This is a genomic window from Stenotrophomonas sp. NY11291 (assembly GCF_023277365.1).
Classification (GTDB): Bacteria; Pseudomonadota; Gammaproteobacteria; order Xanthomonadales; family Xanthomonadaceae; genus Stenotrophomonas; species Stenotrophomonas geniculata.
Map to the genome: position 1 here is coordinate 2,889,861 of NZ_CP096975.1, position 17,806 is coordinate 2,907,666.

Genomic DNA, 17,806 nt, shown 5'->3' on the forward strand with positions numbered 1-17,806 from the left:
TGCCGGGCCTTTCGTTCGCCTGCCGGATCAACGGAACCGGTAATCCAGCTGCACCCAGTACTGGCGGCCGTACGGGTCGTAATTGCCGACCGGGTAGAACGGCCAGCCGCCTCCGTCCTTGTCCGCCGGCGGGCGGCTGTCGCGCAGGTTGTTGACGATCACGCCCACCGACAGGTTCTCGCCGAACTGGCGGAACACGCTGGCGTTGTACGTCATATACGGCGCGATGCGGCCACTGCCATCGGTCTTCGGCAGCGAGCCGAAGCGGTTGCCATACAGCGTGGTGGTCCAGTCACCCTGGTTCCAGGTGATGCTGCCGTTGGCCTTGCTGCGCCACTGGTAGTCATCCAGCGAATTGCGGATGTCACGCTCCGGATCATCGGAGAACTGCCGGTATTTGTGCTCCAGCACCACCGTGTAGGCCAGGCGCGTGGTGAAGCGGCCATAACGGCCGGCATCGAAACGCCAGTTGCCCTTCAGGTCCAGGCCACGAACCGATTCGGAGGCGGCGTTGATCGGATTGATCAGCACACGGGTCACCTGGTCCGGCTGCACGGTTGCGTTGGACGGGTTGCGGATCACCCGAGACAGCGCGTCCTGGCACAGCGGTGAACCGATATCCCGCGCTTCGCCGCCCAGCGTGCGGCCCAGGCGGCAATCGGCCTCGTCACGCAGGATTCGGCTGGTATCGAGGCTGGTCACCTCGTTGTCGATGCGGATGTCGTAGTAGTCGGCACTGAAATCCAGGCCAGACAACGGCGACCAGACCACGCCGAAGCCATAGGACTTGGCCGATTCCGGCTGCAGCTGCGCATTGGCGCGGTTGCTGTAGTCGATCGACAGGCCGTTGTAGTCACAGTTGTCGTACGACTGGCCTGCGGTGCGGCAGCGCCAGTAGTCGGTCATGCCCGGGTTGTAACCGCGCGTCTCCGTCGCGAACACATAGTTCATGTCCGGCGCCCGGAAACTGGTCGCCGCCGTACCACGGATCAGCAGGCTCTCGATCGGACGGAACTCGACGCCAACGCTCCAGGTCGCCTTGCCGATGTGCTCGCCACCCGCACGGTACTGGTCGTAACGGCCGGCCAGCGTGGTGGTCAGCGACTGCAGCAGCGGCAACTGCAGCTCCACACCTGCGGCGTAGCGGTCACGCTCGCCACCGGCGCCGATGCCTGCACTGGTGTTCCAGAACTCGCCGGTTCCCAGGCGCGGGTCCGGGCGGTTGCGGTAGCCCTGGCTGCCGGCTTCGACCACCGCTGCCAATGCAGCGTCGCCACCGGGCAGCGCGAACAGGCGGCCGTTGACGCTGGCGCTGAAGGTCTGCAGCCATGCCGCATTGCGGCTTTCCTGGTAGTCGGACAGGCCCTCGTATTCGTTTGGGGTCAACGGTTTGAACAGGCGTGCCGGGTCCGGCGCATAGACCTCAACGCCATTGCGTACGCCCAGCTTCGGACCCAGCAGGTATTCGTTGATGCCGGCCAGCAGCACCGGGCGGCGGGTGCGGTTCTCGTAACGCGAGCGGCTGTAGACCGCCTCATAGTCCCAGCCACTGTCACCGATCTGACCACGTGCGCCGACGTTGAACGACCACGAGTTTTCCAGGAAGCGGTTGGCATTGCGCGGCAGGCCGCCGATTTCCTCCGGCGCGAAGCGGCGGTACCAGCTTTCCAGATTGCCGGTGGTCTGGTTGTAGAAGTAGTTGCGCGCCGAGGTCCAGGTCGGCGCACGCGTGTTGTTGTAGATGCGCGCGCTGCCCACGGCGACATCAGCGAACAGGTCGGTGGTCTCGTTGACGTGGAAGGTCAACAGACCGTAGCCGTTGAGGTTGCGCTTCTGGGTCTGCACGGTCCAGTAGCTGGCGGCGGCCTCGTTGCTGCCGCAGTACCAGCCCTGGCGCGGGTTGTTGGCGCGGAACACGCTGCCGCCATAGATCTCCGACGCTGCGTCGCAGCCGCTGACGCCCGGATCGATGTTGCGGCCGGTGGCAGCATTGCGGCGATAGGCGATCGCGGTCGCCTGCGGCGCCTTGCCGACCGGGTCATCATCCAGCGAATCCATGAAGTCGCGCTGGCGCGCGTGGATCGCCTTGCGCACATCGAACTCGAAGCCGAACAGCGCATCCCAACGCTCGCCGGAACTGCCACCGACCACCTGCGCGCGCTGGTTGTCGCCACCGCCCTGCTGGGTGCCGCCGGCGCGCACGTTCACGTCCACACCCTCAAAACGGTCCTTGAGGATGATGTTGACCACGCCGGCGATGGCATCGGAGCCATACACCGCCGACGCACCGGCCGCCAGCACCTCGATGCGCTCGATCAGCGCACTGGGGATGTTGGCCAGGTTGACCACGTTCACCGAGCCCTCGTAGGCCAGCGGATAGTCGGCCTGGCGGCGGCCGTTGACCAGCACCAGCGTGCGGTTCGGGCCCAGCCCGCGCAGGTTGATGGTGTTGGCGGCCGGGGTGAAGGTATTGCCGAAGTCCTCGCCCTGCACGTTGCCGGTGTTCTCGGTCAGCGCGCTCAGCGCATCGAAAGCATTGCGGTAGCCCTGTGCATCGATCTGCTCCCGGCTGATCACCGTCACCGGCGAGGGCCCCTCCACACTGGCGCGCGGAATACGCGAGCCGGTGACCTTCACTTCCTGCAATGTGGTGGGTGCGCTTTCCTGCGCGAAGGTCGGCAGTGAGACCAGCATCAGGGACGACAGTGCGAGCACCAGCGGACGCGGGCGCAGCGCCTTGTGGGAGGCGGACATGGGCTTCCTGGGGAGTTTGGCGGGTGGTGGTACGGGACAGCGGCCTGTGCGGCACATAACGATCCCGTAACGAAAGTGTCCTGAATGGGGGGGTTCAACGGAAATGACCAGGCCTGATGGCCTTATGCCTGAACCGAATCAGACCCGCAGTGCCATTCGCCACACTTTTGCAATGTTTTGAATGGTGTGGCGCTGCGGGCACGGCCATCGTGCCGGGGATGATGACCCCGTATCCCACCTCCCTCCTTCCCCCGTTGCGCCCGGTACTGCGCCGTCACCTGCTGCAGCTGCAGGCCGCACCGGTCACCCTGCGCCCCTTCCAGCGTACCGACCTGCCGCGCTGGCGCCTGTTCGATGACCGCCGCCGGCGCGGCCGCCGTCACCCCGGCGACATCGACGAGGAGGCACGCTTTCTCGCACACATGCATCGCTCGCGTCTGGAGCAGGACAACGACCAGCTGCTGCTGGGGGTGTTCGACGACGAACACGGCACGGTGCTGGATCAGCTGCACATCCGCCTGCAGTCGCTGCATGCGCGCAGCGCCGAGTTGCTTTCGCTGCAACACTGGCACCCGCATACCGACGCGGCGCTGCGGGCGCTGTGCCCGTTCCTGTTCGAGGATGTCGGCCTGCATCGCCTGTTCGTGATGCTGCCACCGGACTGCAATGACCCGTTCGCCACTGCGCTGCACGCCTTCGGCTTCGAGCAGGAAGGCCTGCTGCGCGACCATCATCTGGACCTGGAGGGCTGGCAGGATCGCCAGCTGCTGGCGCTGACCGCACCGGTCTGGCGAAGCCGCCAGCAGCCCCAGGGTTAGCGGACCCGCTCCAGCGATGCGCCTGCGCCGGTCAACACCGAGCAGGCGTGGTCCTGCAGCTCTTCAGCGCTGGCCTCGTTGCCGGTGCCGGCGTCCACACGGGTCGCCAGCAGAATGAAGCCCGGGCCGCCCTGCACTGCGTCCCGGCCGGCCACGACCAGGCTCCACTGGCCCACATCATCCACGCCTGCGAGGTCATAGGCCAGCAGATTGAGCGGATTGGCGGTCAGTTCCGCGCCCGGCAGCAGGCGGGCCTGGTACTGATGGCCGCGCAGCAGCACCGGCAACGGTGCCCAGCGGCTGCCGAGGGCGGCAGCATGCGTGTCCAGCGCCTGCAGCACGTCGGCACGCAGGCAATCCACATGGATATGCAGCTGGTGCTGTGACCGGCCGTGCGGCGAGTTCAAGGCCAGGCTGGCGACGTTGCGCGGCAGCGGTTGCCGCAAGGCCTGTTCGGTGTGGCTGCGCGCCTGCCAGGCTGCAGCGAAGTAGTTCGGTGCACCACGCTGGTACAGGCGGCGGTTCTCGATACCGCTGACCTTGTCCAGCGGCATCAGCAGGAACTGGTAGTCGCCGTGCGCGTCCTTGACCAGCACATCGCGGCGATCCGCGGCCGTCTCCACGCGCAGGCAGTCGCCGCGTGGACCTTCGGCGCCCTGGCAGTCACGTTCGATCAATCGCCATAACGCGTCGGAATGGGCCGGCGGCGGCGGCGCGCTGGCGCAGGCGGACAACAGCAGCAGGGACGGCAGCAGGGACGGCAGCAGGAAGGGGCGCAAGGACACGGAAACGACTCACGGAGCAGGCACGGCAGACAGCGCCGCGCTGCATTCTAGCCAGTGCGAAGCTGCAATCAGTAGGTGCCGAACGGCACTTCAACCACGATCGGTGCCTCGCCCTCACCCGCCTGCAGGCTGTAGCGATCCAGCGCGCCGTCGTCATCGGCGTGCGGCTGACGCTGGAAATGCAGCGGATAGCGAATGTCCCCCAGGCGGACGGCGCTGCCGTCGGCCTCCAGCGCGGCACCTTCGGGAATCAGCAGCCCGCCCAGGTCGCTGTAGGCGCCAGGCACATCGGCGAAGCTGTAGTCGGCCAGCTCGTCCACCCGCTGCATCGCATAGACGTGCGGCACATAGGGACGTGCCGGGCTGCGGCCATTGCTCAGGTCGGTCACCCAGGCCTGCGGCAGGTGGTACTGCTCGCGCAGCGCGGCCACGCCCAGCGAGGGGCTGGCCACCTGCAGGCAGCACACCGCGCGCTTGCCCTCACGATCGAGGATGGCGAATCGGTCACCGCGGGTGGCCGCCTGCGGCAGCATGGCAAACGCCAGATTGCGCTGCGCAGGCGCGTAGCCCGCTTCAGTCTGCAGGTTGCGCCAGGCGCCGAATACCGGGGATTCGACCGGCACGGGTTCCGGATCGGCAGCGCAGGCGGCAAACGCCACGCCCAGCAACGACAACGCCAGCGCCGTCATCGTCTTGTCCTTGCCGCGGAAACTGCCTGCCGTCATACCCTATCCAACACCTGCGCCGGAAAGGCCCGGCCTGCCCACTGGCGTACTGCCAGCCATTCCTCCCACTATGCAATGACCACGCTGTGCCGGCAATGACCGGGGCGCTGACGCCTTTCGCACGCTCGGTGCTATCGTTCCCGCCATCTTCCCCTGCGCAGGAGCGCTCGCATGTCCGCATTCCGTCTGTCCCTGTTGCTGCCGGCCTCTGCCCTGCTGCTGTCGGCCTGCGTCAGCACCCCTGGCCCGGAAGTCAAAGGCAGCGGCCGTTGTGACGCCAGCCAGCTGGGCTGGGCGATCGGCCAGCCCGCCAATGAGCCCAACATCCGCCGCCTGTCCCGCGAGAGTGGTGCCGGCCTGGTCAACCCGATCGGCCCCAGCACCATCACCACCAAGGACATCCGCCAGGACCGCCTGCGCGTGTTCGTGGACAAGGACAACGTCATCACCGCCACCCGCTGCGAGTAAGCGCCGCCTCAGTTTTTGTAGAGCCGAGCCCACGCTCGGCTGCTCTGCGGCCGGGCCACGCGAGAACCCGAGTCGAGCATGGCTCGACTCTACACTTCAGGGTTCGGTATAGCCGGCGCAGTCCGGCAGCGCCTGGTCCGGGTGGAACATGCCCTCGCGGAAGTGGAACAACCGCGTATAGGTGCACGCCGGATCCTGCTCGGTGCGCAGGTCTTTCTTCTTCAGCGGCCCCTTGGCCAGCGAATCCTCGAAGCGTGAAGCGCCGGCGGGGAACCGGGTCGCCACGGTCTGGTAGCGCAGCACCGGCATGCCCTCGGCAGCCGTATCCAGCGCCAGCTTCGCCGAGAAGCCGTATTCGTCGTGGCAGGCACCCGCGCGCTGTTTCACGTCCTGCTCGCTGAAACAGGCGCGGATCATCGCATTGCCCAGCCATGGCACGGTCAGCACGTCGTCGTCCACCTGGATGTCGTCCTGCAGGTGGCGTACGCGTGCCAGCTGCAGCGTGGACGCGTCAGCACCTCCACCGGAGTACATGGCGCTGAACGTGACGATGCCACCCACCAGCACATTCTGGCGGGCGCGCTGCTGCGGATCGGTCACTGGTTCACCGCTGCCCACGCCTGGAGCCAGCCGCACGATCCATGGCCACAGTGACAGCTCGCTTTCCTGCGGCACGTCGATGCTGACGTGGTAGGTGTGCGGCTTGCCCTGGTCCGGCCCCTTCTCAAGCACTTCCAGCACGCTCGGCCGGTCACCCTCCTCGGCGACCGGCTGCACGCGCACGCACCAGTTGCCGTCCCGCGTGCAGTCATAAAGCCCCGACGGCCCAGTCTCACTCGCGATCAGTACCTGTCCCAGCGGCTCTATCACGTCGCCGGCGGCATCGCGCTGCTGCGGCAGGATCGAGCCCTGGGCCAGCACCAGCACCGGGGGAGCCAGTAGTGCAACGCACACGATCGTGCGGACAACGATGGTGGGCATGGAGGAGATTCCTGCTCGTGGAATCCAGATGGTAGCGCAGGAGTAACAGGACGATCGCGACCTGTCAGAACGGCGCTCCCAACTACGCCCCGCCAGCAGTCCGGAGAATGGCCGGAGGAGCGAAGCCGTCATCAGTTGGCGACTCGAAATTCTCACCATCCCAGCTTGCTTGACTGATCCACTCCACAGCCTTTTCAGCGAACTCAGCGAAAGTCGGAGCGAGAAGGTACTTGGTGTCTTCATCCGCACCAAAGGCAATCACCTGTCCTTCAGCACCGCCAATGTCGGGATCGAAATCCAATCCCATGTGATTGCCGCCACCATCGTGAGTCAGCGGTATCCAACGCGCATTGGTGTACATCGGCTTCACCACCCCCGCGGGACTCGACTTCATGAACTCCGCGCACTCCTCGTTCATGCCGTCGGCCTCGATCTCACGCCAACCGTGCCACTGCCGCCTGATCTCCACGGACGAGAGCATCTGACTGCCGAACAGAAGCCCAACCCCATCCTGCCCATCGTGAATCATCAGCAGCTGCCTTAGCAGATCTGGCAAAGCGACTCCAAGCTGAGCCTCCAGTTCAACCAACTCGCTTTCGGAGGCTCCCGGCCGCAACTGCACTTCATCCAGACAACTCTTCTCATGAAGCGACGCTTTGATGGACGCCCATATCTGATCTGCACTCTGCATTGGTTCTGTATCCGTCTCGGCCAAGACCTCAGCCTAGTGCCAACCCGATCAGTGCGGAATGCAAGAAATCCGAATTTTCGGAGAGTACGCCGCTAGTGCCCACTACAGTCGCAGCTCCCCCAGCCCTTGGCTTTCGACGTCTGGCCGATGCCGGGATTGAACGTATTGCTCGGGTCCAGCTGCTTGTAGAACCCGGCCAGCGCCGGCTTGGCCGGATACAGGTGGCCGACATTGTGCTCGGCCGGGTACTCGGCACCCCGCTGGTCCAGCAATGCCCACATCGCATGCTCGATCGCCATCGGGTCTTCGCCTTTGCGGGCGATGTAGTCCTGGTGGAACACGTGGCACAGGAAGTGCCCGTAATACAGCTTGTGCAGCAGGCGGCCGTCGATATCCGCCGGTAGCTGTTCGAACCAGTCGGCGTCGTCACGTCGCAGCGCGATGTCCAGCGCGACGATGTCCTGCACCTGGTCACGATGCACTTCACGGTAGCGCACTGCGGCACCGGCCACGGCAAAGCGATGCAGGAACGCCTTGCGCCCCTCCTCCGCCGTGCAGTGGAAATAGCCGCCTTCGTGGCCAGCGAAGAAATCGCGCAGCCAGGCTTCGGTTTGCGCTGCGTCCTGCGCGGACACCTTCAGCAGCAGGTGATGCTCATAGCGCTGGCGGAACTCACCCATGCGCTTGGGCAGGTGCGAGGGCAGCAGGCCCGTCAGCACCTGCATCACACGGTCGGTCACGCCGCGCAGGCCCAACCGCTCGAACCAGCCATCGACACGGCTCTTCAACGCGAACGCCGCGGGCACACGGGAGGTGCCGAGGCGATCGATCAGCAGGAAGCTGTCCTTGCCGTAGCGCTCGCCGATGTCATAGGCATCGCGGTGAATGTACTCGCCCGCGATCGGCAGGCGCTCGAAGCCGGTCAGCAGCTGGCGACGGATCGCGGTGAGGCTGTCGGTGCGATTGCTGCCGATATAGAAGACCTCGGCAGCCTCTTTTTCGAAGGTGTCCAGGCGCACCGCGAACACCGCCAGCTTGCCGGCCGAACCGGCCGCTTCGAAGTGGCGGCTGGGGTCGGCGTTGAAACGCGCCGGCGTATCGGCATCGACCTTGCGCACTTCCTCGGCATAGCGGGGATCGGAGGCCGCGCGGCCGTTGCCATCGCCAACATCCGCCGCGCTGTAGTCGCCCACCTGCAGGCGCTGCAGGATCTGCTCGGGCGTATCACCCAGCGCGATGCCCAGATGGTTGACCAGTTGCAGCTGGCCATCCGCATCGACCTGCGCATACAGCGCCAGCTCGGTATAGGCCGGGCCACGGCGCACCAGCGCGCCGCCGGAGTTGTTGCAGATGCCGCCCAGCACCGACGCACCGATGCAGGACGAGCCGATCACCGAATGTGGTTCGCGGCCGAGCGGTGCCAGCGTCTGCTCCAGCCGGTCCAGCGTGGCGCCGGGCAGGCACAGCACCTGGCGGCCTTCGTTCAACAGCTGGATACCGGTCAGGCGCAGCGTGCTGACCAGCACGATCGGCCGCCCGTAGTCGTTGCCATCCGGGGTCGAGCCACCGGTCAGGCCGGTATTGGCCGCCTGCAGGATGATCGCCGCCCCACCCTGCACCGCTGCCTGCAGCACGCGCCACAGTTCCAGCAGCGTACCCGGGCGCACTACGGCCAGCACCGGGCCGTCGCCGAAACGATAGCCACGGCGGAAGCGGCGCGTGGCCTTGTCGCCGGTCAGTACATGGCGGTTGCCGACCGCGTCGCGCAACTGCGCCAGCACGGCATCGTGGCCACTCACGGCAGGCTGACCAGCGAATCGCGGCCGATGTCGGCGATGCGGCGCGCGCCGGTCAGTGTCATCGCCACGCGCATTTCCTTGGCGATCAGGTCCAGCAGGTTGGCCACGCCGGCCTCGCCCTGGGCGGCCAGCGCATAGACGAAGGCACGGCCCAGCAGCACGGTGTCGGCGCCCAATGCCAGCATGCGCACCACGTCCAGGCCGGTGCGGATGCCCGAATCGGCGAGGATCTTCAGATCACCCTGCACGGCATCGGCAATCGCCGGCAGTGCGCGCGCGGTGGACAGCACGCCGTCCAGCTGGCGGCCACCGTGGTTGGAGACCACGATGCCATCGGCACCGAACTTCACCGCATCACGCGCGTCGTCCGGGTCGAGGATGCCCTTGATCACCATCGGCCCCTTCCAGAACTCGCGGATCCATTCCAGGTCCTTCCATGAAATGGACGGATCGAAGTTGCTGCCCAGCCAGCCGATGTAGTCCTCCAGCCCGGTCGGGTTGCCGCGGTAGGTGGAGATGTTGCCCAGGTCATGCGGGCGCCCGAACAGACCCACGTCCCACGCCCAGTGCGGATGGGTGATGGCCTGGCCGATACGGCGCAGCGAGGCATTCGGGCCGCTCATCCCGGAGTGCGCATCGCGGTAGCGCGCGCCCGGCACCGGCATGTCCACGGTGAACACCAGCGTGGTCACGCCCGCGGCCTGCGCCCGCTCCAGCGCGTTGCGCATGAAGCCACGGTCGCGCAGCACATACAGCTGGAACCACATCGGCCGCTGGATGGCCGGTGCCACTTCCTCGATCGGGCACACCGATACGGTGGACAGGGTGAACGGGATGCCGCGGCTGTCGGCCGCGCGCGCCGCCTGTACCTCACCGCGCCGGGCATACATGCCGGTCAGGCCGACCGGCGCCAGCGCCACCGGCATTGCCAGCTTTTCGCCGAACAGCTCGGTTTCCAGGCTCAGGTCGGACATGTTGCGCAGGATGCGCTGGCGCAGCGCGATGTCGGACAGGTCGGAAACGTTGCGCTTCAGCGTGTGCTCGGCATACGCGCCGCCATCGATGTAGTGGAACAGGAACGGCGGCAGCCGGCGTTGCGCTGCGGCACGGTAATCGGTGGAGGCGGAGATGATCATGGGGTCAACCGTGTGGGGAAGGTAGACGCGAGGCCCGCGCACGCCGGGCTTCGTTGTCATCGAGGGTGCGCAGCGTGGTGTGCACGAACTCGAGGTGGGCATGCGCGGCGGCGCGCGCGCGTTCGGGGTCGCCTGCCAGCACCGCGTCCATCATCTCGCGGTGCTGGTCGGACAGCGGCGAGAAGGTCCTCGCCGAGGTGTAGAGCTTTTCGCGGCTCTGCGAGATGTTGGTCTGCAGCAGCTCGAACAGGCCACGCATCACCTGCAGCAGAACCAGGTTGTGCGAGGCCTCGGCGATGGACAGATGAAAAGCCGCGTCGGCCTCCGCTTCGCCGGTGGGGTCGTCCTTGCCGTGCGCGTCCATCATGGTCTGGAAGGCCTGCGCGATGCGCGTGCGGTCCTCGTCGGTAGCGCGCAATGCGGCATGCCAGGCGGTGGCACCTTCCAGCGCGTGGCGGATCTCCAGCACGTCGAAGCGGTATTCCGGGTCGCCCTGGAACAGCGGCAGGTACGGCGCCAGCGGTTCATCCAGCGCCTGCCGCGCGCGCGCCGCAGGTTCGGCTACATAGGTGCCGCCACCGACGCGTGCGGTCAGCAGGCCCTGGCTGGCCAGCTGCGCGATGGCTTCGCGCAACGCCGTGCGCGAGACCCCCAGCTGCACCGCCAGGGTGCGCTCGGCCGGCAGCCGGTCACCGGGCTGCAGCTGTTGTTCATGCACCAGGCCGCGCAGCTGTGCGGCCACCTTGTCGGAAATGCGTTGCGTGCTCATGGCGCCATTGTGGCCCGAAGCGCGCAGCGGGTGGTCGGCCAAGCGTGCCATGGCTCAGGGAATCATCCAGGTCAGCCAGTAGGCCTGGGCCAGGGTGATCAGGCCGACCATCGTGGTGAAGATCAGGCTGTGCTTGACCGTGAAACGGAACAGGTCCGATTCCTTGCCGGCCAGGCCGACCGCTGCGCAGGCAATGGCGATCGACTGCGGCGAGATCATCTTGCCGGTGACACCGCCAGTGGTGTTGGCCGCCACCAGCAGCACGTCGGACACGCCGATCTGCTGCGCGGTGGTTGCCTGCAGGGCCGAGAACAGCGCATTGGACGAGGTATCCGAACCGGTCAGGAACACGCCCAGCCAGCCCAGGAATGGCGAGAAGAACGGGAACGCGTCGCCGGTGTGCGCCAATGCCAGCGCCAGCGTCGCCGACAGGCCCGAATAGTTGGCGATGAAGGCGAAGGCGAGCACCATGCCGATCGAGTAGATCGGCATGCGCAGCTCGCGCACGGTTTCGCCGAAGGTGCGCAGCGCCGAACGGGCCGGCATGCGCAGCGCGATGATCGCGATCACCGCAGCGAGGATGATCGAGGTACCGGTGGCCGAGAACCAGTCGAACTTGTAGACGGCTTCGTAGCTCAACGGTGCATCCACGATCGGCGGCATCTTCTGCACCATCTGGTCCAGGCCCGGCACCGGGATCTTGAGCACCCAGCTTTCCAGCGGGCCACCCGCCGCGAACAGCGACTTGAACGGCTTGATGCTCCACAGCGTGACCATCGCGGTGAGGATCAGGAACGGCGACCACGCCTTGGCGATCTGGCCAACGCTGTAGCGGGGCGCTTCCAGTGCCTGTGCGGCCGCCTCGGCGCTGGTTTCGGTATCGAAGCGGAAGATCCGCACCGGCTTCCAGCGGCGCAGGAACAGGGTCAGGCACACCAGCGACGCCAGCGACGCGGTGATGTCCGGCAGTTCCGGGCCGATGAAATTGGAGGTGAGGTACTGTGCGATAGCGAACGAGCCACCCGCGACCAGCACCGCCGGCCAGGTTTCCTTGATGCCACGCCAGCCATCCATGATCGCCATGATCCAGAACAGCACGATGATGGTCAGGAACGGCAGCTGGCGGCCGGCCATCTGGCCGATCTCGAATGCATCCAGGCCGGTGACCTGCCCGGCCACGATGATCGGAATGCCCATAGCGCCGAACGCTACCGGCGCAGTGTTGACGATCAGGCACAGGCCGGCGGCATACAGCGGCTTGAAGCCCAGCCCGACCAGCAGTGCCGCGGTGATCGCCACCGGCGCACCGAAACCGGCCGCGCCCTCCAGGAAGGCACCGAAGGCGAAGCCGACCATCAGCATCTGCAGGCGCTGATCCTCGGTGACCGAGAGGATCGAGGCGCGGATGATGTCGAACTGCTCGGTCTTGACCGAGACCTTGTAGAGGAATACGGCACCGATGATGATCCAGGCGATCGGCCACAGCCCATAGACGAAACCAAAGCCGGCCGCGCCCAGCGCCTGGCTCAGCGGCATGCCGTAGAACAGCAGGGCCACGCCGAGTGCGATGGCCACGGTGATCGTGCCGGCCAGCCAGCCCTTCATGCGCAGCACGGCCAGGGCAATGAAGAAGAACGCGATCGGCAGCAACGCGATCAGGCTGGACAACCACAGGTTGCCGGCGGGGTCGTACAGGTGTTGCCAGGGCTGCATGAAGACTCTCGACTGGATGCGGAAGGTGCCCCACCGCAGGCGGTGGGTCGCCGTGACTGTCGAACATTGGTCGTACCAATAAAGATTTCGATCAGACCACTTGCAGCGGATTTAACCGCCACTCCGACGAAGAGCCTATTAGACCATAGCGCTAGATGTCATATTGGTCCGACCATTCAGGCCACCATGGTAATGCCGGCCGCTGGCCGGCAACTCGAGATTCCTTACGAGATCCGCTTCTCCAACCGCCGCATCACCGCCAGCACCAGCACGCACAGCACGCTGACGCCGATCGCAATCACGTATTTACCGATGCCCACGGCGATGCCAATGGCCGCCGCCATGATCAGTGAGCTTGCGGTAGTCAATCCGCTGACCTGGTCTTCGCGTGAGCCGCGCAGGATGGTGCCAGCGGCAACGAAGCCAACACAGGCCACCACCGCTTCGATCAGACGGACCGGGTCGACCTGCAGCAGGTCGCGATAGCGCTCCTGCTGGAAATGCTCAGCCACCGAGTCGCCGAGGCCGACAATCAGTGCGGCGGCACCGGCGATCAGCATGTGCGTGCGCAGGCCCGCCGCGTGCTTGCCCATCTCGCGCTCGACGCCGAGCACGCCGCCGAACAACATGGCTGCGGCCACGCGCAGCAGGATCGAGACATCCTGGGTGAGTTCCATGGGAGAGGCTCCGGGATTTTCCCGGAGCGTCGCGCGGCAGCCGTGGCACAACGGTGAAGGCCGCACCACAGCCCGTTCACCCGGCAGCGCCGGGCCCTGCCCGGCATCACCGTCGCCTGCGATTACCGCATCATTGCGCCAGATAGCCACCATCGATGGCGTAGTACGCGCCGGTCGCGAACGAGGCATCGTCGCTGGCCAGCCAGGCCACCAGCGCCGCAACTTCCTCGGCCGTGCCCAGCCGCTTCAATGCATGGCGGCCTTCCAGCGTGGCGCGCACCTTCGGGTCCATCTTCTCCAGCAGCGGTGTGCTGATGAAGCCCGGGCCGACCGCGTTGACACGGATGCCGTCGGCCGCATGTTCCCAAGCGGCGGTCTGGGTCAGCCCAACCACGCCGTGCTTGGCCGCCACGTACGCAGTGGAACCGGCATAGCCCACCTGGCCCAGGATCGAGGCCATGTTGATGATGCTGCCGCCGGTTCCAGCGGCTCGCATCGCCTGGATCTGCGCACGCTGGCACAGGAACACGCTGGTGAGGTTGACGTCGATAACCCGCTGCCAGCCATCGATCGGATAGTCACCGCTGCTGGCAGCCGGCCCGCCGATACCGGCGTTGTTGACCGCCACATGCAGGCCGTCGAGTTCCTTGATCGTGCGCTGTACTGCCGCCTCCACCGCAGCGTCGTCGGTGACGTCCAGCGCGATGCCGATGGCCTGTGCACCCGCATCCCGCAACTGCGCCACGGTGGCATCGACCGCATCCTGCTTCAGATCCCAGACCGAGATCCGCGCGCCGGACGCCGCCAGGGTCTGCGCCACAGCCAGGCCTATACCGGACACGCCGCCGGTCACGATCGCGGTCTTGCCGGTGAGCTGGTAGTCAATCATCTGCGTTCTCCATCAGTGTGGGTATCGAAGTGGCCTGCAACAGCCAACCGCCCCACCCTACGCGTGCGCCCGTGATGGCCTGGCTGACATCGCGTCCATGGCGGATCGTTCCAGCCATGAAACCTCAACTCAAGTTGATGTATGGAATTGCGTACGGATATGCATGCAAAACGCTGGCGTATGTTCGGCGGCATTTTCACTTTGGCCGTAATCGTCAATCGTTTTGACCATATTTAAATCAAAAGCGCGCGAATCGAGGCGACAATGGGAAACGTTTCCATTTTCTCCGACACATTCAATTCAACCTGGTGTTCCCCCCACCCTCCAGAGTGCCCATGCCACTGCTTCCCAGCATGTCTCACGGGTAACGACCGGATCTGCATCTGTGTTGCAGAGTGCGTGGGCGAGGTAATGCCAGCGTCCACCTCCAAAGCACGTGCCGAGCGATGTCCCGATATTTCACTTTTGCTGATTACCGCCGCTTCGGCCACCGCCATGGCTTCGATTACCGCGCCGACCCGGAACACCTGCGCGACGACCAGTGGGCCGGCCATGGCGAGGTCAACGAGCAGTTCCTGCGCGGCGGCATGAGCCTGATCGCCTCCGACGTCCATAATCGCTTTCCTTATGTGGCGACCGCCCATCAGAGTCCCGGCCTGGCCATCCGCGTGATGCTGCAGGGCCAGGTCGATGTGCGCATTCCGCGACGCGCTGGTTTCACCCTGCGCGCTGGCACGGCAATGACCGCGCACCACCGCGAACAGGTCGAGATGACGGGTGCGCATCCCGGCGAAACGCGCATGCGCGGCGTCAGCGTGATGGTGCCCGGCCAGATCGACCCGGACCTGTTCCATCTGCCGCAGCTGGAAACCGCGCTCAACACCCACCTGGAATGCCGCCACTGGGCCATTCCGCATACCCTGCTGCCAGTGCTGGGCCAGCTGTTCGACAGCCCATGGGAGGACGGCATCGACGCCTTGTGGCGCGAAGGCGTCGCACTGCAGCTGCTGGCCGTTGGCCTGAAGGCCGAGGATCTGCAGACCGACCATGTACGAACGCTGCGCGCGGGCCAGCGCGAGCGGCTGGAGCGTGTGCGCGCCTACCTGCACGACGATCCCAGCCATGCCCACAGTCTGATCGAACTGGCCCAGTTGGCCTGCATGAGCCCGAGCTCGCTGCGCCGTCATTTCGCCCAGCAGTACGGCTGCTCGGTATTCGACTACCTGCACGAGCAGCGCATGCGCCACGCCGAACAGGGACTGCGCGAAGACGGATGGACAGTTGAGCAGGCAGCCGCCGCCAGTGGTTACCGCCACCCCAGCAACTTCGCCGCTGCATTCCGCAAACGTTTCGGCCTGGTACCCAGCCGCTGGCGCACGGGCCCCTCGAAGGTGGGCTGAAGGCTGGTGCCCTGATAGGTGTCGACCTTGGTCGACACGCTCCCGTGCCATCGCGGAGGCCGGCCAGCGGCCGGCACTACCAACGCCGCCGGGCATGGCCCGGCGCTACCGACACCGCACATTCCTGGGTAGCGCCGGGCCATGCCCGGCGTCACCCTGGCCGCTTCAATACACCGGCAGATCGATGTAGCTCGCCTGTGCCGCGCTGTGCCAGACCCGCTGCGTGGCCTTCTGGTAATCGCCCGGCTTGGCCAGGTAGATGTTCGGCACGTAGGTCTGCGGGTTGCGGTCGTACAGCGGGAACAGGCTGGACTGCACCTGCACCATCACCCGGTGCCCCTTCTGGAAGGTGTGGTTGGCGTTGGGCAGATCGAAGCGGTACGGCAGCACTTCGTTGGCCGCCAGCGGCTTCGGATCACTGAAGCTCTCGCGGTAGCGGCCACGGAAGATCGCCAGCGACACCGGCAACTCATAGCCCCCCATCTCCGGCGTGGACGCTTCCTGGTCCGGATACACATCGATCAACTTCACCACCCAGTCGCTGTCGGTGCCACTGGTCGAGGCCTGCAGATGCACCACCGGTGCGCCGCCGATGCGCAGCGGCGCGGCCAGCGGTTCGGTGATGAAGGTCAGCACGTCCGGGCGACCATCGACGAAGCGCTGGTCCTTGACCAGCCAGGTGGTCCACATGTCGCGGTCACCGAAACGTACCGGGCGCGGCACGAACGGCACCGGCTTGGCCGGATCGGACACATACTCCTCGAAGTCGCCCTCGCCCGCCGCCGGCGCCTGGAACGCCAGCTTGCCTCCGGCGCGCAGGAACAGCGGCTTGCTGCTGGCGGCACAGCCCTTGTCGCAGCTGCGCGGCCAACCCTTCAGGCGATCCCAGTGGTTCTCACCGGTGTTGTAGATCAGCACCGGCGGCGTGTCCGCCTTCGGCGCACCGTCCACCAGGTACTGGTCGAAGAACGGCTTGAGTACATCACGGCGGAACTGCAGCGCGGTATCGCCATCGAACTTCAGCGCGCCCAGTTCGCTGCCACTGTAGTTCACCTGGCTGTGCCGCCACGGCCCCATCACCAGGTAATTGCGGTTGTTGCCGCTGTCGCGCCCTTCCATTGCCTGGTAGGCATGGTTGGCACCCCACATGTCCTCCTGGTCCCACAGGCCCTGCAGCCACATGGTCGGCACCTTCAGCGGTGTTTTCGCCATCACCGCATCCAGCGCCTGGCCCTGCCAGAACCCGTCATAGGCCGGATGCTCAACCAGCTTCTTCCACCAGGTCAGCTGGTCCACACCGGTGAAGCGCGCGTAGTCGCCGGCCGAACCGATGCGCAGGAAGGTGCTGTAGTCGTCGTAGCCGAGGCTGGGCAGCGGCGTGCCCTTGCCGCGCTTCTCGGTCTGCATCGCGAAATAGTTGAAGTTGACCTGGCGGAACGCACCGTAGTTGAGCCAGTCGTCGCCCATCCAGCCATCGACCATCGGGCTCTGCGGCGCAGCCACCTTCAGTGCCGGATGCGGGTCGGTCAGCGCCATCACCACGGTGAAGCCCTCGTACGACGAGCCGAGCATGCCGACCTTGCCATTGCTCTCCGGTACGTTCTTCACCAGCCAGTCGATGGTGTCCCAGGCATCGGTGGAGTGGTCCACCTTGGTGTTGTTCAACGGCCCGCGCAGCGGCCGGGTCATCACGTAATCGCCTTCGGAGCCGTACTTGCCGCGGATGTCCTGGAACACGCGGATGTAACCGCCGTCGACGAACACCTCGTCGCCCTGCGGTAGCAGGTCGCGCATGCGTGGCGAATCACTGCGGCTGGCGCGGCCAGCGGCATCGTAAGGTGTGCGGGTCAGCAGGATCGGCGCGTTGCGGGCGCCCTTGGGCACCACGATCACCGTATACAGCTTGGTGCCGTCACGCATCGGCACCATCACCACGCGCTTGTCGTAGTCACGACCGACATCGGGGGCAACGAAGGGCTTGCCGCTGATGTCCGGGGTCATCGGCGGGGTATCGGCGGCCAGCACGGTGCTGGACAGGCAAAGGGCAATGGCTACAGCGACGGCACGCACACGCATGGACAACCCCTCCCGGCAGGAAAGCCTCAAGCCTACTCCTGCCCCGAGCCGTGAAGTGTGTGCGGGCTTTGCATTCTTCGGTGGATGCAGGCAGGACTGATGGCACATGTGCTGCCCGACGGGCA

Annotated in this window: 15 protein-coding genes; 3 read left to right on the plus strand and 12 right to left on the minus strand. The window is 65.9% G+C overall.

The window, feature by feature from the left end:
• Window positions 1-27: 27 nt before the first annotated feature.
• Window positions 28-2,754 carry a TonB-dependent receptor gene (locus tag M1L61_RS13455; RefSeq protein WP_248853637.1) on the minus strand — a complete coding sequence of 909 codons (2,727 nt, stop codon included), beginning with the start codon at window positions 2,752-2,754 and terminating at the stop codon, window positions 28-30.
• Between the two features lie 221 nt (window positions 2,755-2,975).
• Here M1L61_RS13455 and M1L61_RS13460 point away from each other — a divergent pair, with 221 nt between their 5' ends.
• Window positions 2,976-3,572, plus strand: coding sequence for a GNAT family protein (locus M1L61_RS13460; protein WP_224328256.1), 597 nt, complete (start codon window positions 2,976-2,978; stop codon window positions 3,570-3,572).
• Here M1L61_RS13460 and M1L61_RS13465 read toward each other — a convergent pair.
• The gene (locus M1L61_RS13465; RefSeq protein ID WP_248853638.1) at window positions 3,569-4,357 is read right to left on the minus strand and encodes a CDP-diacylglycerol diphosphatase; all 789 of its coding nucleotides are present in this window, start codon (window positions 4,355-4,357) and stop codon (window positions 3,569-3,571) included. The genes M1L61_RS13460 and M1L61_RS13465 overlap by 4 nt on opposite strands.
• Window positions 4,358-4,425: 68 nt before the next feature.
• Window positions 4,426-5,082 (minus strand): hypothetical protein, encoded by a 657-nt coding sequence (locus M1L61_RS13470; RefSeq protein WP_010485068.1) that lies wholly within the window; start codon window positions 5,080-5,082, stop codon window positions 4,426-4,428.
• Window positions 5,083-5,253: 171 nt separating this feature from the next.
• On the opposite strand from M1L61_RS13470, the gene M1L61_RS13475 reads away from it, so the two are divergent.
• Window positions 5,254-5,550, plus strand: coding sequence for an I78 family peptidase inhibitor (locus tag M1L61_RS13475; RefSeq protein WP_010485066.1), 297 nt, complete (start codon window positions 5,254-5,256; stop codon window positions 5,548-5,550).
• Window positions 5,551-5,646: 96 nt separating this feature from the next.
• On the opposite strand, the gene M1L61_RS13480 is transcribed toward M1L61_RS13475, so the two are convergent.
• The 8 genes from M1L61_RS13480 to M1L61_RS13515 all read right to left on the minus strand — a co-directional run bounded on the left by M1L61_RS13480 (window position 5,647) and on the right by M1L61_RS13515 (window position 14,205).
• The gene (locus M1L61_RS13480) at window positions 5,647-6,531 is read right to left on the minus strand and encodes a hypothetical protein (protein WP_197654901.1); all 885 of its coding nucleotides are present in this window, start codon (window positions 6,529-6,531) and stop codon (window positions 5,647-5,649) included.
• 82 nt (window positions 6,532-6,613) lie between these two features.
• Window positions 6,614-7,222, minus strand: coding sequence for an SMI1/KNR4 family protein (locus tag M1L61_RS13485; RefSeq protein ID WP_049452740.1), 609 nt, complete (start codon window positions 7,220-7,222; stop codon window positions 6,614-6,616).
• 92 nt (window positions 7,223-7,314) lie between these two features.
• Window positions 7,315-9,021, minus strand: coding sequence for a D-lactate dehydrogenase (gene dld / locus M1L61_RS13490; RefSeq protein ID WP_029550801.1), 1,707 nt, complete (start codon window positions 9,019-9,021; stop codon window positions 7,315-7,317).
• The gene (gene lldD / locus M1L61_RS13495) at window positions 9,018-10,157 is read right to left on the minus strand and encodes an FMN-dependent L-lactate dehydrogenase LldD (protein WP_010485059.1); all 1,140 of its coding nucleotides are present in this window, start codon (window positions 10,155-10,157) and stop codon (window positions 9,018-9,020) included. The genes dld and lldD overlap by 4 nt, the downstream gene beginning before the upstream one ends.
• Before the next feature lie 4 nt (window positions 10,158-10,161).
• On the minus strand, window positions 10,162-10,926 hold the full coding sequence (lldR, locus tag M1L61_RS13500) for a transcriptional regulator LldR (RefSeq protein WP_029379987.1): 765 nt from the start codon (window positions 10,924-10,926) through the stop codon (window positions 10,162-10,164).
• A gap of 54 nt (window positions 10,927-10,980) precedes the next feature.
• The gene (lldP, locus tag M1L61_RS13505) at window positions 10,981-12,639 is read right to left on the minus strand and encodes an L-lactate permease (protein WP_248853639.1); all 1,659 of its coding nucleotides are present in this window, start codon (window positions 12,637-12,639) and stop codon (window positions 10,981-10,983) included.
• A 224-nt stretch (window positions 12,640-12,863) separates the two neighbouring features.
• Entirely contained in the window at window positions 12,864-13,316 is a 453-nt protein-coding gene (locus M1L61_RS13510; RefSeq protein ID WP_005410036.1) for an MgtC/SapB family protein, read from the minus strand.
• A 130-nt stretch (window positions 13,317-13,446) separates the two neighbouring features.
• The gene (locus M1L61_RS13515) at window positions 13,447-14,205 is read right to left on the minus strand and encodes an SDR family NAD(P)-dependent oxidoreductase (protein ID WP_049452746.1); all 759 of its coding nucleotides are present in this window, start codon (window positions 14,203-14,205) and stop codon (window positions 13,447-13,449) included.
• Between the two features lie 446 nt (window positions 14,206-14,651).
• Here M1L61_RS13515 and M1L61_RS13520 point away from each other — a divergent pair, with 446 nt between their 5' ends.
• The gene (locus M1L61_RS13520; protein ID WP_010485049.1) at window positions 14,652-15,605 is read left to right on the plus strand and encodes an AraC family transcriptional regulator; all 954 of its coding nucleotides are present in this window, start codon (window positions 14,652-14,654) and stop codon (window positions 15,603-15,605) included.
• A 165-nt stretch (window positions 15,606-15,770) separates the two neighbouring features.
• Here M1L61_RS13520 and M1L61_RS13525 read toward each other — a convergent pair whose 3' ends face one another.
• Complete coding sequence (locus M1L61_RS13525) at window positions 15,771-17,681, minus strand: CocE/NonD family hydrolase (protein ID WP_019338311.1); 1,911 nt, start codon at window positions 17,679-17,681, stop codon at window positions 15,771-15,773.
• Between the last annotated feature and the right edge of the window lie 125 nt (window positions 17,682-17,806).